Annotated in this window: 18 protein-coding genes, 1 other RNA gene and 1 riboswitch; of the genes, 14 read left to right on the top strand and 5 right to left on the bottom strand. The window is 37.3% G+C overall.

From position 1 onward, the window contains the following. Positions 1-94: 94 nt before the first annotated feature. Positions 95-415 carry a helix-turn-helix domain-containing protein gene (locus tag O1A01_RS21460; RefSeq protein ID WP_066418107.1) on the bottom strand — a complete coding sequence of 107 codons (321 nt, stop codon included), beginning with the start codon at positions 413-415 and terminating at the stop codon, positions 95-97. Positions 416-510: 95 nt separating this feature from the next. After that, positions 511-648, bottom strand: coding sequence for an anti-repressor SinI family protein (locus O1A01_RS21455; RefSeq protein ID WP_084380532.1), 138 nt, complete (start codon positions 646-648; stop codon positions 511-513). Positions 649-679: 31 nt separating this feature from the next. Beyond that, a riboswitch (cyclic di-GMP riboswitch) is annotated at positions 680-787 on the bottom strand. A 406-nt stretch (positions 788-1,193) separates the two neighbouring features. Here O1A01_RS21455 and O1A01_RS21450 point away from each other — a divergent pair. The 4 genes from O1A01_RS21450 (at position 1,194) to ssrA (ending at position 5,780) form a co-directional block, all read left to right on the top strand. Continuing rightward, on the top strand, positions 1,194-1,928 hold the full coding sequence (locus O1A01_RS21450; protein WP_066418097.1) for an alpha/beta hydrolase: 735 nt from the start codon (positions 1,194-1,196) through the stop codon (positions 1,926-1,928). Positions 1,929-1,961: 33 nt separating this feature from the next. Beyond that, positions 1,962-4,328: a ribonuclease R gene (rnr, locus tag O1A01_RS21445; RefSeq protein ID WP_066418094.1), complete on the top strand. Its 2,367-nt coding sequence runs from the start codon at positions 1,962-1,964 to the stop codon at positions 4,326-4,328. A 449-nt stretch (positions 4,329-4,777) separates the two neighbouring features. Next, complete coding sequence (gene smpB / locus O1A01_RS21440) at positions 4,778-5,245, top strand: SsrA-binding protein SmpB (RefSeq protein ID WP_066418092.1); 468 nt, start codon at positions 4,778-4,780, stop codon at positions 5,243-5,245. Between the two features lie 192 nt (positions 5,246-5,437). Next, positions 5,438-5,780: a transfer-messenger RNA gene (gene ssrA, locus O1A01_RS21435) on the top strand. Between the two features lie 338 nt (positions 5,781-6,118). Here the strand turns inward: ssrA and O1A01_RS21430 are convergent. Together O1A01_RS21430 and O1A01_RS21425 are read right to left on the bottom strand one after the other, a co-directional pair. After that, the gene (locus O1A01_RS21430) at positions 6,119-6,526 is read right to left on the bottom strand and encodes an LAGLIDADG family homing endonuclease (protein WP_270064930.1); all 408 of its coding nucleotides are present in this window, start codon (positions 6,524-6,526) and stop codon (positions 6,119-6,121) included. 174 nt (positions 6,527-6,700) lie between these two features. After that, positions 6,701-7,438 (bottom strand): SDR family NAD(P)-dependent oxidoreductase, encoded by a 738-nt coding sequence (locus O1A01_RS21425; RefSeq protein ID WP_066417866.1) that lies wholly within the window; start codon positions 7,436-7,438, stop codon positions 6,701-6,703. A 187-nt stretch (positions 7,439-7,625) separates the two neighbouring features. Between O1A01_RS21425 and O1A01_RS21420 the strand changes: the two genes are divergently transcribed. Together O1A01_RS21420 and O1A01_RS21415 are read left to right on the top strand one after the other, a co-directional pair. Continuing rightward, positions 7,626-8,228 (top strand): TetR/AcrR family transcriptional regulator, encoded by a 603-nt coding sequence (locus tag O1A01_RS21420; RefSeq protein WP_066417863.1) that lies wholly within the window; start codon positions 7,626-7,628, stop codon positions 8,226-8,228. Positions 8,229-8,325: 97 nt separating this feature from the next. Then, entirely contained in the window at positions 8,326-9,081 is a 756-nt protein-coding gene (locus tag O1A01_RS21415) for a GTP cyclohydrolase II (protein ID WP_270064929.1), read from the top strand. 357 nt (positions 9,082-9,438) lie between these two features. Here the strand turns inward: O1A01_RS21415 and O1A01_RS21410 are convergent, their stop codons facing one another. Further along, positions 9,439-10,329 carry a diacylglycerol/lipid kinase family protein gene (locus tag O1A01_RS21410; protein ID WP_066417857.1) on the bottom strand — a complete coding sequence of 297 codons (891 nt, stop codon included), beginning with the start codon at positions 10,327-10,329 and terminating at the stop codon, positions 9,439-9,441. Positions 10,330-10,557: 228 nt separating this feature from the next. Here O1A01_RS21410 and O1A01_RS21405 point away from each other — a divergent pair, with 228 nt between their 5' ends. From O1A01_RS21405 to O1A01_RS21370, 8 genes are all read left to right on the top strand, one after another. After that, the gene (locus O1A01_RS21405; RefSeq protein WP_270064928.1) at positions 10,558-11,802 is read left to right on the top strand and encodes a zinc-dependent alcohol dehydrogenase; all 1,245 of its coding nucleotides are present in this window, start codon (positions 10,558-10,560) and stop codon (positions 11,800-11,802) included. A gap of 74 nt (positions 11,803-11,876) precedes the next feature. Continuing rightward, on the top strand, positions 11,877-12,968 hold the full coding sequence (locus O1A01_RS21400) for a class II aldolase/adducin family protein (RefSeq protein WP_066417852.1): 1,092 nt from the start codon (positions 11,877-11,879) through the stop codon (positions 12,966-12,968). A 31-nt stretch (positions 12,969-12,999) separates the two neighbouring features. Further along, positions 13,000-13,827: a prolipoprotein diacylglyceryl transferase gene (gene lgt, locus O1A01_RS21395; protein WP_066417851.1), complete on the top strand. Its 828-nt coding sequence runs from the start codon at positions 13,000-13,002 to the stop codon at positions 13,825-13,827. Between the two features lie 126 nt (positions 13,828-13,953). Next, positions 13,954-15,123: an MGDG synthase family glycosyltransferase gene (locus O1A01_RS21390; protein WP_084380512.1), complete on the top strand. Its 1,170-nt coding sequence runs from the start codon at positions 13,954-13,956 to the stop codon at positions 15,121-15,123. A 210-nt stretch (positions 15,124-15,333) separates the two neighbouring features. Next, positions 15,334-16,125: a polysaccharide deacetylase family protein gene (locus O1A01_RS21385; RefSeq protein ID WP_157729288.1), complete on the top strand. Its 792-nt coding sequence runs from the start codon at positions 15,334-15,336 to the stop codon at positions 16,123-16,125. 137 nt (positions 16,126-16,262) lie between these two features. Continuing rightward, entirely contained in the window at positions 16,263-16,523 is a 261-nt protein-coding gene (locus O1A01_RS21380; RefSeq protein WP_066417849.1) for a metal-sensitive transcriptional regulator, read from the top strand. 122 nt (positions 16,524-16,645) lie between these two features. Further along, positions 16,646-16,873 carry a sulfurtransferase TusA family protein gene (locus tag O1A01_RS21375; protein ID WP_270064927.1) on the top strand — a complete coding sequence of 76 codons (228 nt, stop codon included), beginning with the start codon at positions 16,646-16,648 and terminating at the stop codon, positions 16,871-16,873. A 16-nt stretch (positions 16,874-16,889) separates the two neighbouring features. Next, on the top strand, positions 16,890-17,369 hold the full coding sequence (locus O1A01_RS21370; RefSeq protein ID WP_066417845.1) for a DsrE/DsrF/DrsH-like family protein: 480 nt from the start codon (positions 16,890-16,892) through the stop codon (positions 17,367-17,369). Positions 17,370-17,373 lie beyond the last annotated feature (4 nt).

Genomic DNA, 17,373 nt, shown 5'->3' with positions numbered 1-17,373 from the left:
ACGAAAGAAAGAAACAGCTTACTCTTTATGTAAAGAGCTATAAAATCGACCGAGTCATATAATAAAGCGCCGATGCATTTTGCTATCGACGCTTTTATTTTTGGCTTGCTTTCCATTTATTAAATTCTAGCCATTCTTTGAATTCATCTTTTGATACACCTGAATTCATAGCTTCTTTTACTAGGTTAGCCCACTCTGAATCGATGGCTCCTTCGTCTACTTCTTCATGTAGAAGGCTGTTGACGGATACGCCTAAAACTGCTGAAACCTTTTCTAAAAACTGTACAGATGGGTTCGATTGTAAGTTACGTTCGATGGAACTTAAATAAGATTTAGCAACCCCTGCACGCTCTGCTAGTTCTGACATGGATAATTTCTTTTCTTCACGAATTTTTTTGATGCGCTCGCCGATCACAGTAGTCACCTTCTTTCTCTATCTCTAACTTTTTCTATTATATCATATATCGAAGGTGTTGTTTGATATTTCAAACAAAAATAAAACTATACGAACTAAAGAGAGGTGTTCGGATAGTTATGTAAAAACTCTCTAATTTCTTCCACGCTAATGCCGAATTCTAACGCAGATGATATTAGTTCAATCCACTCTTTATCTAGATTCTCAGTCATTTCTAGTACCCCATTCCCCATACTTTTTCCCTCCTAAAATACAATCAGTATCCCAGGCAGTCCAGCCATCATAGCAGATTTTTTTCTCTTTCTTTGTTTATCTCCCGTAGACCTGTTGACTTTGCGTCCTTATTTTTCAATAAGTTTGCCTTTGACTGAATCAATAGTCGCACTACTTTTTCTATATGTCCAAAGTTATTATAAAACAACCATATTAAAGATGTTGAAGATACATGTCGAAGTAGTAAAAAAGTGATAAATCTCTCTAAAGCTTGATATGATAACGATTAGAGGAATTAAATGTTAATTTTTTACTAAAAAGGAGAAAAATAATTTTATCCACTTTTGTCGAAATAGTCTGAAACTTAAAGTTAGGCAAATTGTTACCCACATAAAAATAAATAGGATTGCGAAGCTGTTACTTTTTTACTAGTAATTCGTTTAGCACCATATTTCATGCGTAACAAAACGTTTTATGGTAATATATTCTTTTTGGATAGGATAAATTTTTACTTATAAATGGTTGAGCATACTATACATAATAATAAAGAGTGAGGGATGTCCCAATGAAAGTGAAGTTACCAGAACCGTTCACGTTTGAAGGCGGGGAACGAGCGGTTTTACTATTACACGGATTTACAGGAAATTCAGCCGATGTTCGCATGTTAGGCCGATTTTTAGAAACAAGAGGTTATACATGTCATGCACCACAATATAAAGGACATGGTGTTCCGCCAGAAGAACTTGTTCATACAGGCCCGGAAGATTGGTGGCAAGATGTAATGGAAGCTTATCAGTTTTTAAAAGATAAGGGTCATGAGCAAATTGCAGCTGTTGGTTTGTCTCTTGGAGGCGTATTTTCTCTTAAATTAGGTTACACTGTACCTATTAAGGGTATTGTCCCAATGTGCGCACCAATGTATATAAAAAGTGAAGAAGTAATGTATGAAGGTGTTTTAGCGTATGCTCGTGAATGGAAGCGAAGAGAAGGAAAAACACCAGAACAGATTGAACAAGAAATGAAGGCTTTTGCTCCGATGAATACGTTAAAAGAGCTACAAGCATTAATCGCTGACGTTCGTGACAATGTCGATATGATTTACTCGCCAACATTTGTAGTTCAAGCACGCCACGATAAAATGATTAATACAGACAGTGCGAACATTATTTACAATGCAGTGGAGGCAGACAATAAGAAAATAAAATGGTATGAAGAATCAGGTCATGTCATTACGCTAGATAAAGAGCGTGAACAACTACATGAAGATGTTTATGAATTTTTAGAGTCATTAGATTGGTAAGGTGTATTAGACAATTAAAAGGAGGGATGGGAAATGGAAGAAATGATTCAAGAACATATAGAGCGGCTTCTTTCCTATATGAAAGAAGAGGCCTATAAGCCGTTAACTACGGGTGAGTTAGAAAGTGCATTCGGAATAGAAGATTCAGAGGAATTTAAAACGTTTGTCAAAGCGTTAGTGCAAATGGAAGAACAGGGGTTAGTTGTTCGTACGAGAAGTAATCGTTACGGGTTACCAGAAAAAATGAACCTTGTTCGTGGTAAAGTAGTTGGCCATTCAAAAGGGTTCGCTTTCGTTGTACCGGAAGAAGCTGATTTAGAGGATGTGTTTATTCCACCGACAGAGCTAAATAATGCGATGCACGGAGATATCGTTCTCGTACGAGTGAACAAGCGTGCAGAAGGTGGTTCTCGACAAGAAGGAACCGTTATTCGGATTGTAGAACGTAGTGTGAAGCAAATAGTCGGTACATATACAGAAAGCAAAAATTTCGGTTTCGTTATTCCTGATGATAAAAAGGTAACGAGTGATATTTTTATACCGAAGGAAGCAACAGGTGGAGCGGTAGAAGGTCATAAAGTTGTCGTGAAAATTACAACGTATCCAGAAGGACGTTTAAGTGCGGAAGGAGAAGTAGTTGAAATACTTGGGCATAAAAATGATCCTGGTGTTGATATTCTCTCCGTTATTCATAAGCACGGATTACCTGGTGATTTTCCGAAAGAAGCGCTGGACCAAGCGATTGCTGTACCAGACGAAATTAGCGAAGAAGATATGAAAGGCCGCCGCGATCTTCGTGACGAAGTGATCGTTACGATTGACGGTGCTGATGCGAAAGATTTAGATGATGCTGTAACGGTAATGCAATTAGATAACGGAAATTATAAATTAGGTGTACACATTGCCGATGTTTCTTATTACGTAACAGAAGATTCCCCTATTGATAAAGAAGCGTTAGACCGTGGTACAAGTGTTTATTTAGTAGACCGAGTTATTCCGATGATACCGCATCGCTTATCCAATGGTATTTGTTCTTTAAATCCAAAAGTAAATCGCTTAACGTTATCATGTGAAATGGAAATAAACCCTTCAGGTGAAGTAGTTAAGCATGAAATTTTCCAAAGTGTGATAAAAACAACGGAACGAATGACGTATACAGATGTGAACAAAATTCTCGTTGATAAAGACGAAGAAACACGTTCTCGTTACGAAAGTTTAGTGCCGATGTTTGAAGAAATGGAAAGACTAGCTGAAATTCTTCGTACTAAACGGATGACACGTGGTGCAATCGATTTTGACTTTAAAGAAGCGAAAGTTCTAGTCGATAAGGAAGGAAACCCAACTGATGTCGTGCTCCGTGAGCGTTCAGTTGCGGAGCGTTTAATTGAGGAGTTCATGCTAGCAGCGAACGAAACGATTGCTGAGCATTTCCATTGGTTAAACGTCCCATTCATTTACCGTGTCCATGAAGATCCGAAAGAAGAAAAGCTACAACGTTTCTTCGAGTTTATTACGAATTTTGGATATGTCGTAAAAGGAAAAGGTAACTCTGTACATCCACGAGCACTTCAAGAAATTATCGAAGCGGTTCAAGGAAAGCCAGAAGAAATGGTTGTTTCAACTGTCATGCTTCGTTCCATGAAGCAAGCGAAATATGACGAAGAAAGCTTAGGCCACTTTGGGCTATCAACAGAGTATTACACTCATTTCACTTCACCAATTCGTCGTTATCCAGATTTAATCGTGCATCGTTTAATCCGCACTTATTTAATTGAAGGAAAAATAGACGAAGATACGCAAGCGAAGTGGAAAGAAAAGTTACCGGAAATTGCCGAGCATACGTCTAACCGCGAACGTCGAGCAGTAGATGCGGAAAGAGAAACAGATGAGCTGAAGAAAGCGGAGTATATGTTAGATAAGATCGGCGAAGAATACGACGGTATTATTAGCTCTGTTACAAACTTCGGTATGTTCGTGGAACTGCCAAATACAATTGAAGGGCTCGTTCACGTAAGCTACTTAACAGACGATTACTATTCGTACGACGAACGTCATTATGCAATGATCGGGGAGCGTACAGGGAAAGTATATCGAATCGGTGATGAGATTACGATTCGCGTCGTTAATGTCGATAAAGATGAACGCTCCATTGATTTTGAAGTAGTTGGCATGAAAGGAACTCGCCGAACATTAAGTAAAGACGCACCTCGCGTTATAAAAAGTGATGCAGGTAAACCACCGAAAGGACGTAGCCAAAAACGAAAACGTGATAAAGACGTTGATGACTACACCTTTGAAATAGGATGGTCTACCCAATCACCGAATAAAAAGAAGAAAACTGAGAAAAAACATTACGAAAATGCCCCAAAAGCAAAACGTAAAAAGAAAAAGAAGCGATAATGGAATATTGCAGCCCGCCGTTAATGGTGGGCTTTTATCGATTTTAGGGGGTAATAACGGTGCGTGGTGATAAATAACTGGGGCGCGGTGATAAATAAACCGGCGTGGGTGATAAATAAATTAGCGTGGGTGATAAATAAACTGTGTTCAGTGATAAATAAATTAGCGTTGGTGATAAATAAAACGGGTTAGGTGATAAATAAATCAGCGTTGGTGATAAATAAACCGAGCCCGGTGATAAATAAACTCAGCTCCATGATAAATAAAACAACAGATGATAACTAAACCAGAGCCCAACACTAAATAAAATGCCTACAGTATTAATTAAAACACCCCTTTCATATAAAAAACGCACCACCCGCTATACAATAACTACAAAACTACCTTACTCCTTGTATCCACCCCTCATTTTTGGTAAAATGTTCATTACAAAAGGAAGGGGAAACGCGATGCCAAAAGGACATGGAAAGACGTTAAGCCAAAACAAAAAAGCATATCATGATTATTTCATTGAAGAGACATATGAAACAGGAATGGTATTGCAAGGTACAGAAATTAAATCAATTCGTGCTGGCCGTGTGAATTTAAAAGATTCTTTTGCACGTGTTCAAAACGGTGAAGTGTTCTTGCACAACATGCATGTTAGCCCTTATGAGCAAGGTAACCGTTACAATCACGAGCCATTACGGACACGAAAACTACTTCTTCATCGTAAAGAGATTAGCAAACTTATTGGGATGACGAAAGAAGAAGGATACACACTCGTACCACTTAAAGTGTACTTGAAAAATGGATTTGCCAAACTACTTTTAGGTTTAGGTAAAGGGAAAAAGAAATATGACAAACGTGAAGACTTAAAACGTAAAGAAGCAAAACGTGATATTGAACGTGCATTTCGCGAGCGTCAAAAGATGTAATGTGTTTTACAAAAACTTACAATTGAAAAGTTATGTAAGTATGTTATAATAAATTTGTCGCTAAGTTAAGCGGCACTTTGATAATTGAATAGCTAATGTAACGTTAGCTTGAAATATCACTCCGTGTTTTCCCGCTTTAATACGATGGCAAAGTTGAATAAACGATGCTTATCTTTATTATCGAGGGGACGTTACGGATTCGACAGGGATAGTTCGAGCTTGGGTTGCGAGTCGGGGGGATCGTCCTCGTCATCAACGTCAACGCCAATAATAACTGGCAAAGAAAACAACAACTTCGCTTTAGCTGCTTAATAACAGTCTAATGCGGTTCCTCCCTCCATCGCCCATGTGGTAGGATCAGGGACTCACTCTTAGTGGGCTACGCCGGAGATCGCCGTCTGAGGTCAAAGGAAGAGAACAATCAGACTAGCTGCCAGGAAGCCAGTCAATAGGCCGAAGGGTTAGTGAATTACTAATATATTGACTACACTCGTAGATATTCAAGTGGCGATGTTTCTGGACGTGGGTTCGATTAATTATTAGTCGCCTTATGTGGTAACACATAAGTGATAATCTGGCTTTATCGGTGAAACCTAAGTCGCTTTAAAAGTAGTGATAAGGCAATGCCGAGCGGTATGTGGAGTAATCCAACAGCCGTGTATCGACTTATAGGTTGCCACTCGCAGTGGTAATACTAGGATGCGAAATGCTACCGAGTACGGTAAAAATTATATTTCGCATAATACGCCAGAAGGCCTTATTAAAAAGGTCTAAGATATAGTCAGTGCCATGACGAAAGCATGGAAATACACGTCCCACCGTCTCCATACTTAAAAGACAAAGACCAGCATTTATGCTGGTCTTTTTACGTTGCTATATTGAAAAGAAATAATCTTCAAATTCGATTTTTCTTCTTATCGAAGTTTCATTATACTTGCCATTTCTAGGTGTTACGCTATCATACTTATTAAGTATCCACGCAGCTCTTTTTCTTTTTTGTGGTACTCTAAGAAAATGAACTATGTGTTCTAAAGTGTTAAATACATCTTTCTTTTTCTTTATGGTTAAAACAAACGAATCTTTATGTTTTTCAGGACTGTAATTTTTCTTGTTTACAATATTCCCACCAGTTATGCTTTGGATATAGGACAATAGCTCTTTATCGGTTGAAGAAATAGATATACAGGGACGTCTATATTCGTTTCTGTGGATTCTAGTTAGAGTAATTGAACCTTCTCCATCAATTATTCCAGCAATATAGGCAGCTTCCCACTCCTTCAACTTTACACCCCCTTCGTTAAGGAACGTATGTTCTTGTATATAATGTTACTTGATAAATAATTATATGTCTAGATAACAAAACGCATATTATTATAAATTCATAATTCCAGGGGTGGTTAAAGTAATACAATATAAAAAAAACCACCACCAAAAAAGGTGATGGGCAAAGATAACTTATTGAGCAGTATATCCACCGTCAACAATTAAGCTATTACCAGTCATGAATGTAGAATCGTCACTAGCTAGGAATAGGACAGCTTTCGCCATTTCTTCTGCTTGTCCAAGACGCTTCATGGGAGTCATACTACGTAATACTTCTTTGCTTTCTTCTGGAATAATTGGTGTATCAATGAATCCAGGGCAAAGTGCATTTACACGAATGTTTTGTTCTGCATATTCAAGTCCAAGGGAGCGAGTTAAGTTAACAACTCCGCCTTTCGCTGCGTTATAAGCTGCTGAACCTGGTGATCCAACCCAACCGTACATAGATGCCGTGTTAACGATTACACCGCCACCAGCTTTTAGAAATTCACGAATAGCTTCACGTGCTACTAAGAAAACGCCATCTAAGTCAACGTTTACAGTATTTCTCCACTCAGAGTACTCTAATTCGTGTGAAGGTTGAACTCGACCGATACCTGCATTATTGAACACAACATCGACTTTACCGAATGCTTCAATTGTTTGTTTATAAATATTTGCTACGTCTTCTTCACTTGTAATGTTTGCTTTTACAAATAGTGCTTCCGCGTTTAGCGCTTTCAATTCTGCTTCAAAAGCTTTTCCTTTTTCCTCATTAAGGTCAACTAGTACAACTTTTGCTCCTTCTTGAACGAATAAACGAGCTGTTTCTGCCCCTATTCCTGAAGCTCCACCTGTAATGACTGCTACTTTATCTTGTAATTTTCCCATTATATAATCCCCCTTAATAAATAATATTGATATAATATTGTTGAGTACAATGACCCATAAGTTTTGTCACCATTTGGTCACAATTATATTTTACTATTTTGTGAACGATTAACAATCATCAAAGAAATTGTAAATGTCTAACTGTTAGACATTTTCGATAAAACTGTCTTTTTAGGGAGGTTTTTTAATGCACGATGGAGTGGAAGTTTTATCAAATCGACAAAACCGGACAAAAGAACATTTAAAACTCGCCCTCATGGAGCTAATAAAAGAAAAGGGATATCATGCTATTTCAGTAAAAGATATTGTAAATCAGGCAGCTTATAATCGCAGCACATTTTATGTTCATTATCATGACAAAATTGATTTAGCTGAAAGCTTGCTAGAGTGCATGATGACAGGGTTATGGGATTCTGTTGGACAACCACATACACCAGGGCAGAAAGTATATACAACGAAGATCAATAAACAGTCGTTTAACATAGTATCTTATATTTATAAGCATCGAAATTTCTTTGAATTGATAAAATATGATGATACGTTACCGGGATTACATACAACTCTTCCTCAAACAATTTTAAAGATTTATCAAGAAAAGTTCATCTTCGAAACGATTAATAACATTCCGGTTAATATGGACTATTTTAAACGATACACAGCTTATGGCTTTTACGGGCTTATCCAAAATTGGATTACAAGTGATTTTCACGAGTCCCAAGAAGAATTTATCCAAGAAGTTATGGAGCTAACAAAAACTCATATTTATTCATTCAAATATACAGGAGTATAAAGGGACGGGGTTAGTCACCGTCCTTTTTGTCATCTTGCTTTATAGATAATTTCTCCTTACAAAACAAATACTAACTAAAAAAGGGGATGCCACTGCCATGACTCAAACGAAATTTGACTCAAAAACAATATCAATTTTAGAAGATAAAATTCAGTTAATTAAAACAGAAAAGGGTGCTATTTACTTAGTTGGTCCAATTCAACTTCCCGTTAATTTATACGATAAGACGGTAGTTTTCCATTGGTATTGCTGGTTAAACTGTGATGAAGTAACGGAGAATTTTGAAAGTATCATTCATAAGTTATCTTCTATTAATTTGGCAGAATTTCAACAGTCAAGTGTATTAGCGTATGGTGATTTTGCCTATAGTGAAGATGCGATTATTCGTATGCATTCGATCTGTCATACTGGCGACATTTTCGGTAGTAAAAGATGTGATTGTGGATATCAATTAAAGCAATCAATGAAAAAGGTTGTCGAACATGGAAATGGGGCAATTTTTTACTTAGCTAATCACGAAGGAAGAGGCATTGGGTTATTTAGTAAGGCAATGGCATACATTCTTCAAGAAAACGGCTACGATACTGTAGAAGCGAATCAAGCGCTCGGCTTTGTTGATGACTCACGAAACTATAACGATGCCATACATGTTTTAAAAGCATTACGTAGCAAGCCGGTTACGCTTATAACGAATAACCCAAAAAAATTAGAGGCGCTAAAAAAATCAGGGTTGCCTGTTTCGGGAAGAGAACCGTTATGGGGAGACGTTTCTGAGTATAATGAAAAGTACTTAGAAACAAAAATAAACCGCTCTGGTCATATGAAAGAGGGAGATGAATGTTGTAACGACTAGGAGGGATGTCCCAAAAGTCAGTAAAGACTGATTTTTGGGACTTTTTTTGTTAGAAATTTTACTAAGGATACAAAATTTCCATTTATAGTACACTAACAGTTTTTTACATTTGCTTTACATAAAATAAACAAAACTTGTAAAAATTAATTTTACATTAATGTTGAATATTTAAAGGAGGAACATCATGATTAAGCTAGTGAGCAGTTTTTTGGAAAACTTCAAGAAAATGTTTGTTGCATTAGTAGAGTTTAATTATGAAGAAGAAATAAAAGAAATGGAAAGAAAATAAAAAACGTAGAAAAAGACCAACTTCCCCGAGTTGGTCTTTATTAGTGCTAGAGTCGCCTTCGCTTTTGTTCACGACATCACATGTAAAGCGCTATGCTCAATTCTAATTTTTGTAGGTGTTTGTCCAATTATTTCACCATCACCGTGAATGAGGAGCGGGTCGGAACAAATAATCTCTAGTTCTTTTCCTTTTAAAATAGTGATGGAAGGAGAATGTGTATGATTTCCTTTAAAAACAGTCGGTAACAATCGTAAAAATTGCAACTTCGTCATGTTTTGCGCAATACAAATTTCAAACAGTCCATCGTTGCTTACTGCTTTCGGACAAATAACGAGGCCGCCACCGTAAAAAGGTAAATTTGCAACAGCAACTAACCACACGCCAGGGAGATGGTGCAATTCATTATCAATTTTCAACGTTATATCTTGTGGCTTATAACGAAGTAATACATTTAATGCACTAATAATATAAGAGATTTTCCCTAGTCGGACGGAACTAAATAGTTTCTTATGTTTCGATCGATTCGTCGTATCCGCTACTTTTCCATCAAAACCAATTCCAGCAACCGTTCCAAAATAGGTAGAGTTGACGTTTCCAATATCGATGATTTTCGGTTCGCCATTTAATAGTCGATTTAATGCTAGATTGTAATCTAACGGAATGCCAAGACCGCGTGAAAAATCATTGCCAGATCCAGCAGGAATAATTCCTAACGGTGTTGTAGTGCCAATAATGCCGTTAATTACTTCATGGACAGTCCCATCTCCACCGATAGCGACGATAGCTGATACATTATCCTTCTTGGTAATCTCTTTTACTAACTCCGTTGCATGCTTCTGTCTCTCTGTAAAAAAAACAGAATATGGAATACATTCTTTATTTAATCTCTTTTCTATTTGATTCCATATTCGATACGCTCTTCCGCTTCCAGATACTTTATTAACGATAAAGTAATACATTCGCATCCACCTAATATGTAATTTTTAGGAAAATTATAACCTAATAAGAACGAATCTATACAAAAAGTAGTTGTTTACCAATTTATAGTAAAATAATGAATATTTGTAAAGGAATTGGTAAAAATATCATTAATTTCATTAGAATAACTTGCGGTTAATCGGACAAGCAAAATATTATGATGTTGCTTCGTCTTTCTAACTAGCGCTCAAAAAGAGTGGGTGATAAATGTGAAGGCAGTCCAATTTGATTTCAACATACCTCAATACGTATTTAGTAAAGTGACAGGAAGGCTTATTCCATCGATTTATTGGAATTCACGGTTATCTTGTTTACGATACCATGATCAGTCTGAACCTGAGCTTCCGAATAGTAATTGGGTGAAAATAAAAGTGAAATATGGTGGCATTTGTGGAAGTGATTTAAATCTACTATTTTTAAATGATAGTCCTGCAACATCCCCGTTTGTCTCATTTCCCTTTACGATTGGTCATGAAATCGTAGGAGAAATCGAAACTGTTGGAGAGAACGTGACGGGTTTTCAACCTGGCGATAGAGTGGCAATTGATCCGATATTATCTTGCTCCGTAAGAGGGATTGAACCAGCCTGTTCCGCTTGTCAAAAAGGAAATTATAGCCTCTGTCAATATAAAACAGAAGGAGACCTCTCACCAGGGCTATTAATAGGAACGTGTCGAGATACTGGAGGTGGATGGGGCTCTCATATCGTTGCGCATAAGAGCCAAATTTTCAAGCTCCCAGAAGAAGTGAATGATCTGAATGGCGTTATGATTGAGCCGTTTAGCTGTGCATTACATAGTGTGTTGCGAAATCCTCCGAGTGAAGGCGATACGGTTCTAGTTATTGGTGGTGGTGTCATTGGTATTAGTGTAATTGCTGCTATTCGTGCTTTAGAGCTGCCGTGTAAAGTTGTGGCCCTTGTAAAACACGAATTTCAAGCACAATTAGCTTCGGATTACGGAGCAGATGACATTATTATGTTGCGAAGGCAAAGTTATATTGAGGAACTTGCTAGCTCCATTGGAGGGAGAGTGTTAAAACCTGTGTTTGGACCAGAAGTAATAGAAGGTGGTGCAGACATGATTTATGAATGTGTCGGCAGAAAGCAAAGTATTAACGATTCGTTACGTTTTGCTAGAAACGGTGGAAAAGTTATTTTGCTAGGCTTAGCTGGCATAATGGATGGAATTGATTGGACAACCGTCTGGCTGAACGAATTAGATGTTAGCGGCAGCTTTGCTTATAGTACAGAAGAGTATAAAGGAAATAGAGTGAGAACGTTTGAAATTGCAATTGATTTAATACGAAATGGAAAAGTAGACTTGGCACCAATGGTTACGCATCGATTTCCGCTTGAAAAATATCGAGATGCGATTGACACCGCGTCTAATAAGAAAAATCGCTCAGCCTTTAAAGTAGTATTTGAACCGAACGTTGATTCACTCACCTCTTAAAAGGGATTTGTATATAGAACTTGTCTGTTACCAGCGATATTTCAATTAACAACAAGATAATAGGAGGAATAGAAATGAAGCAGTTTACAGTAACAGGAGCCGAGCAAAGTGCTTTTCTCACATGGTTTACTTCAGAACTAAAGGAAGTGTTTAGCTCCAAAGGATACCGATATACAGAAGACCCTAATGACGATTTACAGCTTGTATTCAATGTTGTAAATGAAGAGCGACCTCGACCTTTTCGACGCAAGGCGCAAGCAACTTTTGTTGTGTCGATTATGGAAAGCAGTCAGGACAGAGATAATCATTTCGAAGCAGCATACCCTAATCTAGTTCGCTCCTTATCGAACCATTTCGTTTACATTGTGCATACGAACGAAGGAACAATCGTTTCATTCGTTACACCAGAACAAGGCTTTTACCAAATACGTTACGACGGCGAGAATGCAACTGATTTCTTCGAGCAAATCTACGAAAGATTAGAGCCGGTCGCTTCTGCCCAATTAATTATTGATAATGATTTTCTAGCAGACTTAGATGAGCGGCTATGGAATGGAAATGAAAAGACAAAGAAGATGTATTTGTCAGGGAAGAAATTAGATGAGATGAATTTACTTCCGGCTCCGTTTCCACTACATAAATATTTAACAGATCGCGATATGAGACAGTTAAGAAAATTGTACGGAATTGGGGGCTTAAGTTACGGGAATTTAAGTAGTCGCAACGATGATAAAGGATTTTGGATGAGCGCCAGTGGTGTGAATAAAGCGAACATGAAAGTAATCGGACAAGATATTTTATATATAAAAGGCTATAACGATGAGAAGCGATCGATGGAAGTAAGCATCCCACCAACCGTAAGCCCACGAAGAGCTTCTGTTGATGCGATTGAACATTGGATGATTTATAAAGAACATCCACAAGTAGGGGCAATCGTTCATATTCATGCTTGGATGGATGATGTGAAAGCAACAGAAATTAATTACCCGTGCGGAACGATTCAACTTGCTGAAACGGTTGCAGACTTAGTAAGAAAAGCGGAAGATCCTTCAAGAGCGGTAATTGGCTTGAAAAATCATGGCTTAACGATTACTGGTCGGAGTTTAGACGACATTTTCGAGCGTATTGAAGGACATGTTATACCACAAGTGCCAATGGGCTTTTAGTACATTACGAACAAACTAAAAGGAGATAAGTATGGACCCAGTAATTGAACCGTTAAATCGAGTAGCTATTAGCATTGGCCCCATTCAGTTATATTGGTACGGTGTTCTCATTATGACAGGGGCTATTATCGGTCTATGGATAGCTGTTCGTGAAAGTGAACGAAGAAACTTACCGAAAGATACGTTTGTCGATTTAGTAGTATGGGGGCTACCAATATCTGTTCTTGTCGCACGATTATACTATGTAACTTTCCAATGGGATTATTACTCTGCTCATCCGAAAGAAATACTAGCAGTGTGGGAAGGTGGACTAGCGATGCACGGTGTATTAATCGGCGCTGTGCTGACAATTATAGTGTTTGCAAAAGTACGCAACCTATCGTTTTGGAAGCTTACTGATATTTTGGCCCCAAGTTTAATACTAGCTCAAGCAATTGGTCGTTGGGGCAATTTTATGAATCAAGAAGCTCACGGAGGACCGGTTACGAGAGGATTTTTAGAAAGCTTACACTTACCGGAGTTTATCATTAATCAAATGTATATTAATGGAACCTATTATCATCCAACATTTTTGTATGAATCAGTTTGGAACTTTATCGGGTTTCTATTATTAATGTCATTGCGGAAAGTAAATTTAAGGCGTGGAGAGTTATTTTTAACGTATCTCATTTATTATTCCGTTGGTCGCTTCTTTATTGAAGGAATGAGAACGGACAGCCTTATGCTTGGCGAATATATACGAATGGCACAAGTAATGTCGATTGTATTAATACTATTAGCGCTAGCGGTCATTTGGTTTCGTCGCAAAAAAGGATACGCAAACATGCGATATTTAGATAACGGTGTAAAGGTTGATTAAATTTCTAATCAACCTTTTACGATTTTACCCACTGCAGTTGTCACTTCTTAAAATAGTGCTTCAAAAGGATTGTTTACTTTTTTGTAGTAAATACTAAGACATAATTACTTAGTAAGGGAGTTTCTCATGAGTAAAAAGGTATTAATTCTTTCGGAAGCAGTTGGAAATGGTCATACGAAAGCGGCCGAAGCATTGCAACAAGGAATTGCTCATTTAAATCCATCTGTCGAAACGCAAATTATCGAAGTGGGACAAACGTTAAATCCTTTTTCGTCTAAATTATTTGTTAACTTTTATATAAATTTGATTATCCTTTTTCCTAATCTTTGGAGAAAAATATACCGTCATAAACAAGAAAAACCACTCTCTCAGTGGAAAAAGGTTGTCATCTACTTGCTTTTTCATCGGCGGATTGAACAGTTAATCATAAGAGAAAAGCCAGACATGATTATTTGCACCCACCCTTTTACGAGCGCCACTCTTTCATCTTTGAAAAATAAGGGATATCCATTTACACTTTGTACACTCATTACAGATTTCCACGTGCATGGAGCTTGGGTACATAAATATATTGATTATTATCTCGTTTCAAGTGAAGACGTTGTCGAGCAACTTTTAGAAATGGACATTCCCCGTAGTCAATTAGTCGTAACGGGAATTCCTACCAATTCAAGTTTTTGGGATAAGAAGGACAAAGAAGAAGTGAGAGAGAAGCTCCAATTAAAACATATTCCTTCCGTTATGGTAATGGGAGGCGGTCTTGGTCTCGGTGGGATGAAAGAATTATCAGAGCAGTTAACGAAATGGAAGGACAACATTCAAATTATTATTTGTACAGGGAGAAACGAAAAATTAAGAAAAGTTTTACTGAGCCAGGAGCAGTACGAGCACCCTAATATTCGTATACTAGGTTTTCGTAACGATATAGACGAATGGATGGAAGCAGCGGATTTACTTATTACAAAAGCTGGCGGTGTCACTTGCTTTGAAGCGTTATCTAAAGGACTTCCTATGTACATTTACAAACCTATTCCCGGTCATGAAGAAAGTAACTGCGAGATTTTAGTGAAAAACTGTTTAGCAGAAAAATTAGATGAAAGTTACACAATTGACGAACTAATAGAAAAGCTGTTGTATGCTCCGGCTGAATTAGAAATGTTACAGACGAAATTGAAGGCTTATCAAGGGACAATTGAGCCTTTAGCAAGTGCGGAGTTAGTAATCGACCTTCTTTATCGTAAAAAAATCTCAACGTACAAAAAGCCAATTAGTTATACGTTATCGAATGAATACTAATTTAACATGGTGGAAAATAAAGTATACTAAACAGTGAGGGGTCTCGATCCCTCACTAATTGTTTTGTCTTATAATAATCGGGTGAGAAATGGGAAGGGGAAAACTCTCAAGAAAAGAATGTTCCTATTTTTAATAAGTATACTATTATTAACTGCATGTAAAGTAACGGTTGAAGAACAACTGCCTGTAGAGGGAAAGGAGGAGGCAATAGTGGATGAAAAAGAAAAGACTACCCCTTCAGATGAAAAAGAAGTCACTGCACCTCCGAAGGAAAACGAAGAAGAGTATAGGTTGAAAATTAAAGGGGAATCTCCTAAACTGTCCAAAAAAGCTTGGGATAGTATGCAACAATGGCGCGAGGATATGTATCATTTTACCGCGGAGCATGAAACGGTATATTTAAATGGCCCAAATAAAAAAATGGTCGCTCTTACGTTTGATGACGGTCCCGATGATGTTGTAACACCACAAATCGTCGATATTTTAAACGACTTTGGGGTAAAAGGGAGTTTCTTTTTCATCGGATCCGAAATAGAAAAAAATCGTGAAATTGTCCAAAAAACAGATGCTTCCGGACATTTAGTTTTAAATCATAGCTACCATCATAACGAAATGACAAAACTAACGGAAGAGGAGATGGCGAAAGAAATAGAAACAACAGACAAAGCTATTGAAGCAATAATAGGGAAAAAGCCGAGCATATTACGTACACCATATGGCGACACTGATGAAAGAGTTGTTAAAGTAGCTTCAGAAGCTGGTCATACAATCGTTCTATGGTCTATTGATACGTTAGACTGGTCCCATAATGATGCAAATAAGACAGTAAAAAATGTGGTGGAAAACGTAAGAAATGGTGACATCATTCTAATGCATTCCGCTTCTATTCATGGTGAAAATAGTAAAGCATTACCGATTTTAATCGAAGAGCTTAAAGTTAGTGGGTTTGAACTAGTTGACTTAGCCACCCTTTTAAATATCGATGCTTACAAACTGGAATAAATTAACTTGTGTGTTATATTGACTTTATACCTAACGGGGTATATTATAAGTGCATAACGTTTTGAATAAATGAGCCTATACACTGCATATTTTCATAGATTGTTTTATAATGGAACAAAGAAAGGTCGGTGAGTTAAATGGAATACAATGATAAAATTAAAAACCGCTTAAAACGAGCGGAAGGTCAAATTCGTGGTGTTCTTCACATGATGGAACAAGGGAAAGATTGCCGCGATGTTATTTCTCAATTAACTGCAGCACAAACAGCCATTGATCGTGCAATCGGAGTGATCGTAAGTACAAACTTAGAACACTGTGTTCGTGAACAAGTATTAAAAGGGGAAGATACGAGCGATACAGTGAAAGAAGCAGTTGAATTGTTAATTAGAAGTAGGTAGTTGACAATAGGTGAGTAGGTTGTTATTATACCCTTGTAGGTATATTAGAAATACCTCTCTCTTTTTTTAGAAAATAATATACCCTTACAGGTATAAGTATAAAACATTAGGAGGAACTGTAAATGAACAATAATAAAGTGTTAGATGTGAAAGGGTTAAACTGCCCAATGCCATTAGTAAAAACAAAAAAGGCTTTAAACGATCTTCAATCAGGTGAAGTATTAGAAGTAATCGCAACTGATAAAGGAGCAAAGGCAGATTTAACTGCTTGGGCAAAGTCGACAGGAAATGAAATGGTAGACATGAAAGAAGAAAACAATGTATTTACGTTTTATATAAAAAAAGGATAATAGGGGGACGATAGCGATGACAGAAAGAAAAAAGACAACGATTATTTTGTTTAGTGGTGACTATGATAAAGCTTTAGCGGCTTACATTATTGCAAACGGTGCAGCTGCATATGACCATGAAGTAACCATTTTCCACACGTTTTGGGGATTAAATGTATTGCGGAAAGAAGAGCTAGTTCCTGTTTCCAAAAACTTCATTGAAAAAATGTTTGCAAAAATGATGCCTCGTGGCGCGAATCGTCTAGCATTATCGAAAATGAATATGGCTGGAATTGGACCGCAAATGATTAAAGGAATTATGAAAAAGCATAACGTTCAGTCTCTACCAAGCTTGATCGAAATGGCGAGAGAACAAGATGTAAAAATTGTAGCATGTCAAATGAGCGTAGATTTATTAGGTTTAAAGGAAGAAGAAATGTTAGAAGGAATTGAATATGCCGGTGTAGGTGCATATTTAGCAGACGCATCGGAAGGAAACGTAAACTTATTTATTTAAAGAA

This window comes from Sutcliffiella sp. NC1 (assembly GCF_027594365.1).
GTDB lineage: Bacteria > Bacillota > Bacilli > Bacillales > Bacillaceae_I > Sutcliffiella > Sutcliffiella cohnii.
This window is presented reverse-complemented; position numbering and strand designations above follow the sequence as displayed.

Excerpts from the sequence above, each read along its gene's own strand:
- O1A01_RS21410 (WP_066417857.1), bottom strand. The coding sequence starts at position 10,329 with ATGTATTACTTTATCGTTAATAAAGTATCTGGAAGCGGAAGAGCGTAT.
- O1A01_RS21380 (WP_066417849.1), top strand. The coding sequence starts at position 16,263 with ATGGAATACAATGATAAAATTAAAAACCGCTTAAAACGAGCGGAAGGT.
- O1A01_RS21455 (WP_084380532.1), bottom strand. The coding sequence starts at position 648 with ATGGGGAATGGGGTACTAGAAATGACTGAGAATCTAGATAAAGAGTGG.
- O1A01_RS21370 (WP_066417845.1), top strand. The coding sequence starts at position 16,890 with ATGACAGAAAGAAAAAAGACAACGATTATTTTGTTTAGTGGTGACTAT.
- O1A01_RS21450 (WP_066418097.1), top strand. The coding sequence starts at position 1,194 with ATGAAAGTGAAGTTACCAGAACCGTTCACGTTTGAAGGCGGGGAACGA.
- O1A01_RS21390 (WP_084380512.1), top strand. The coding sequence starts at position 13,954 with ATGAGTAAAAAGGTATTAATTCTTTCGGAAGCAGTTGGAAATGGTCAT.
- O1A01_RS21400 (WP_066417852.1), top strand. The coding sequence starts at position 11,877 with ATGAAGCAGTTTACAGTAACAGGAGCCGAGCAAAGTGCTTTTCTCACA.
- rnr (WP_066418094.1), top strand. The coding sequence starts at position 1,962 with ATGGAAGAAATGATTCAAGAACATATAGAGCGGCTTCTTTCCTATATG.
- O1A01_RS21375 (WP_270064927.1), top strand. The coding sequence starts at position 16,646 with ATGAACAATAATAAAGTGTTAGATGTGAAAGGGTTAAACTGCCCAATG.
- O1A01_RS21425 (WP_066417866.1), bottom strand. The coding sequence starts at position 7,438 with ATGGGAAAATTACAAGATAAAGTAGCAGTCATTACAGGTGGAGCTTCA.
- smpB (WP_066418092.1), top strand. The coding sequence starts at position 4,778 with ATGCCAAAAGGACATGGAAAGACGTTAAGCCAAAACAAAAAAGCATAT.
- lgt (WP_066417851.1), top strand. The coding sequence starts at position 13,000 with ATGGACCCAGTAATTGAACCGTTAAATCGAGTAGCTATTAGCATTGGC.
- O1A01_RS21420 (WP_066417863.1), top strand. The coding sequence starts at position 7,626 with ATGCACGATGGAGTGGAAGTTTTATCAAATCGACAAAACCGGACAAAA.
- O1A01_RS21415 (WP_270064929.1), top strand. The coding sequence starts at position 8,326 with ATGACTCAAACGAAATTTGACTCAAAAACAATATCAATTTTAGAAGAT.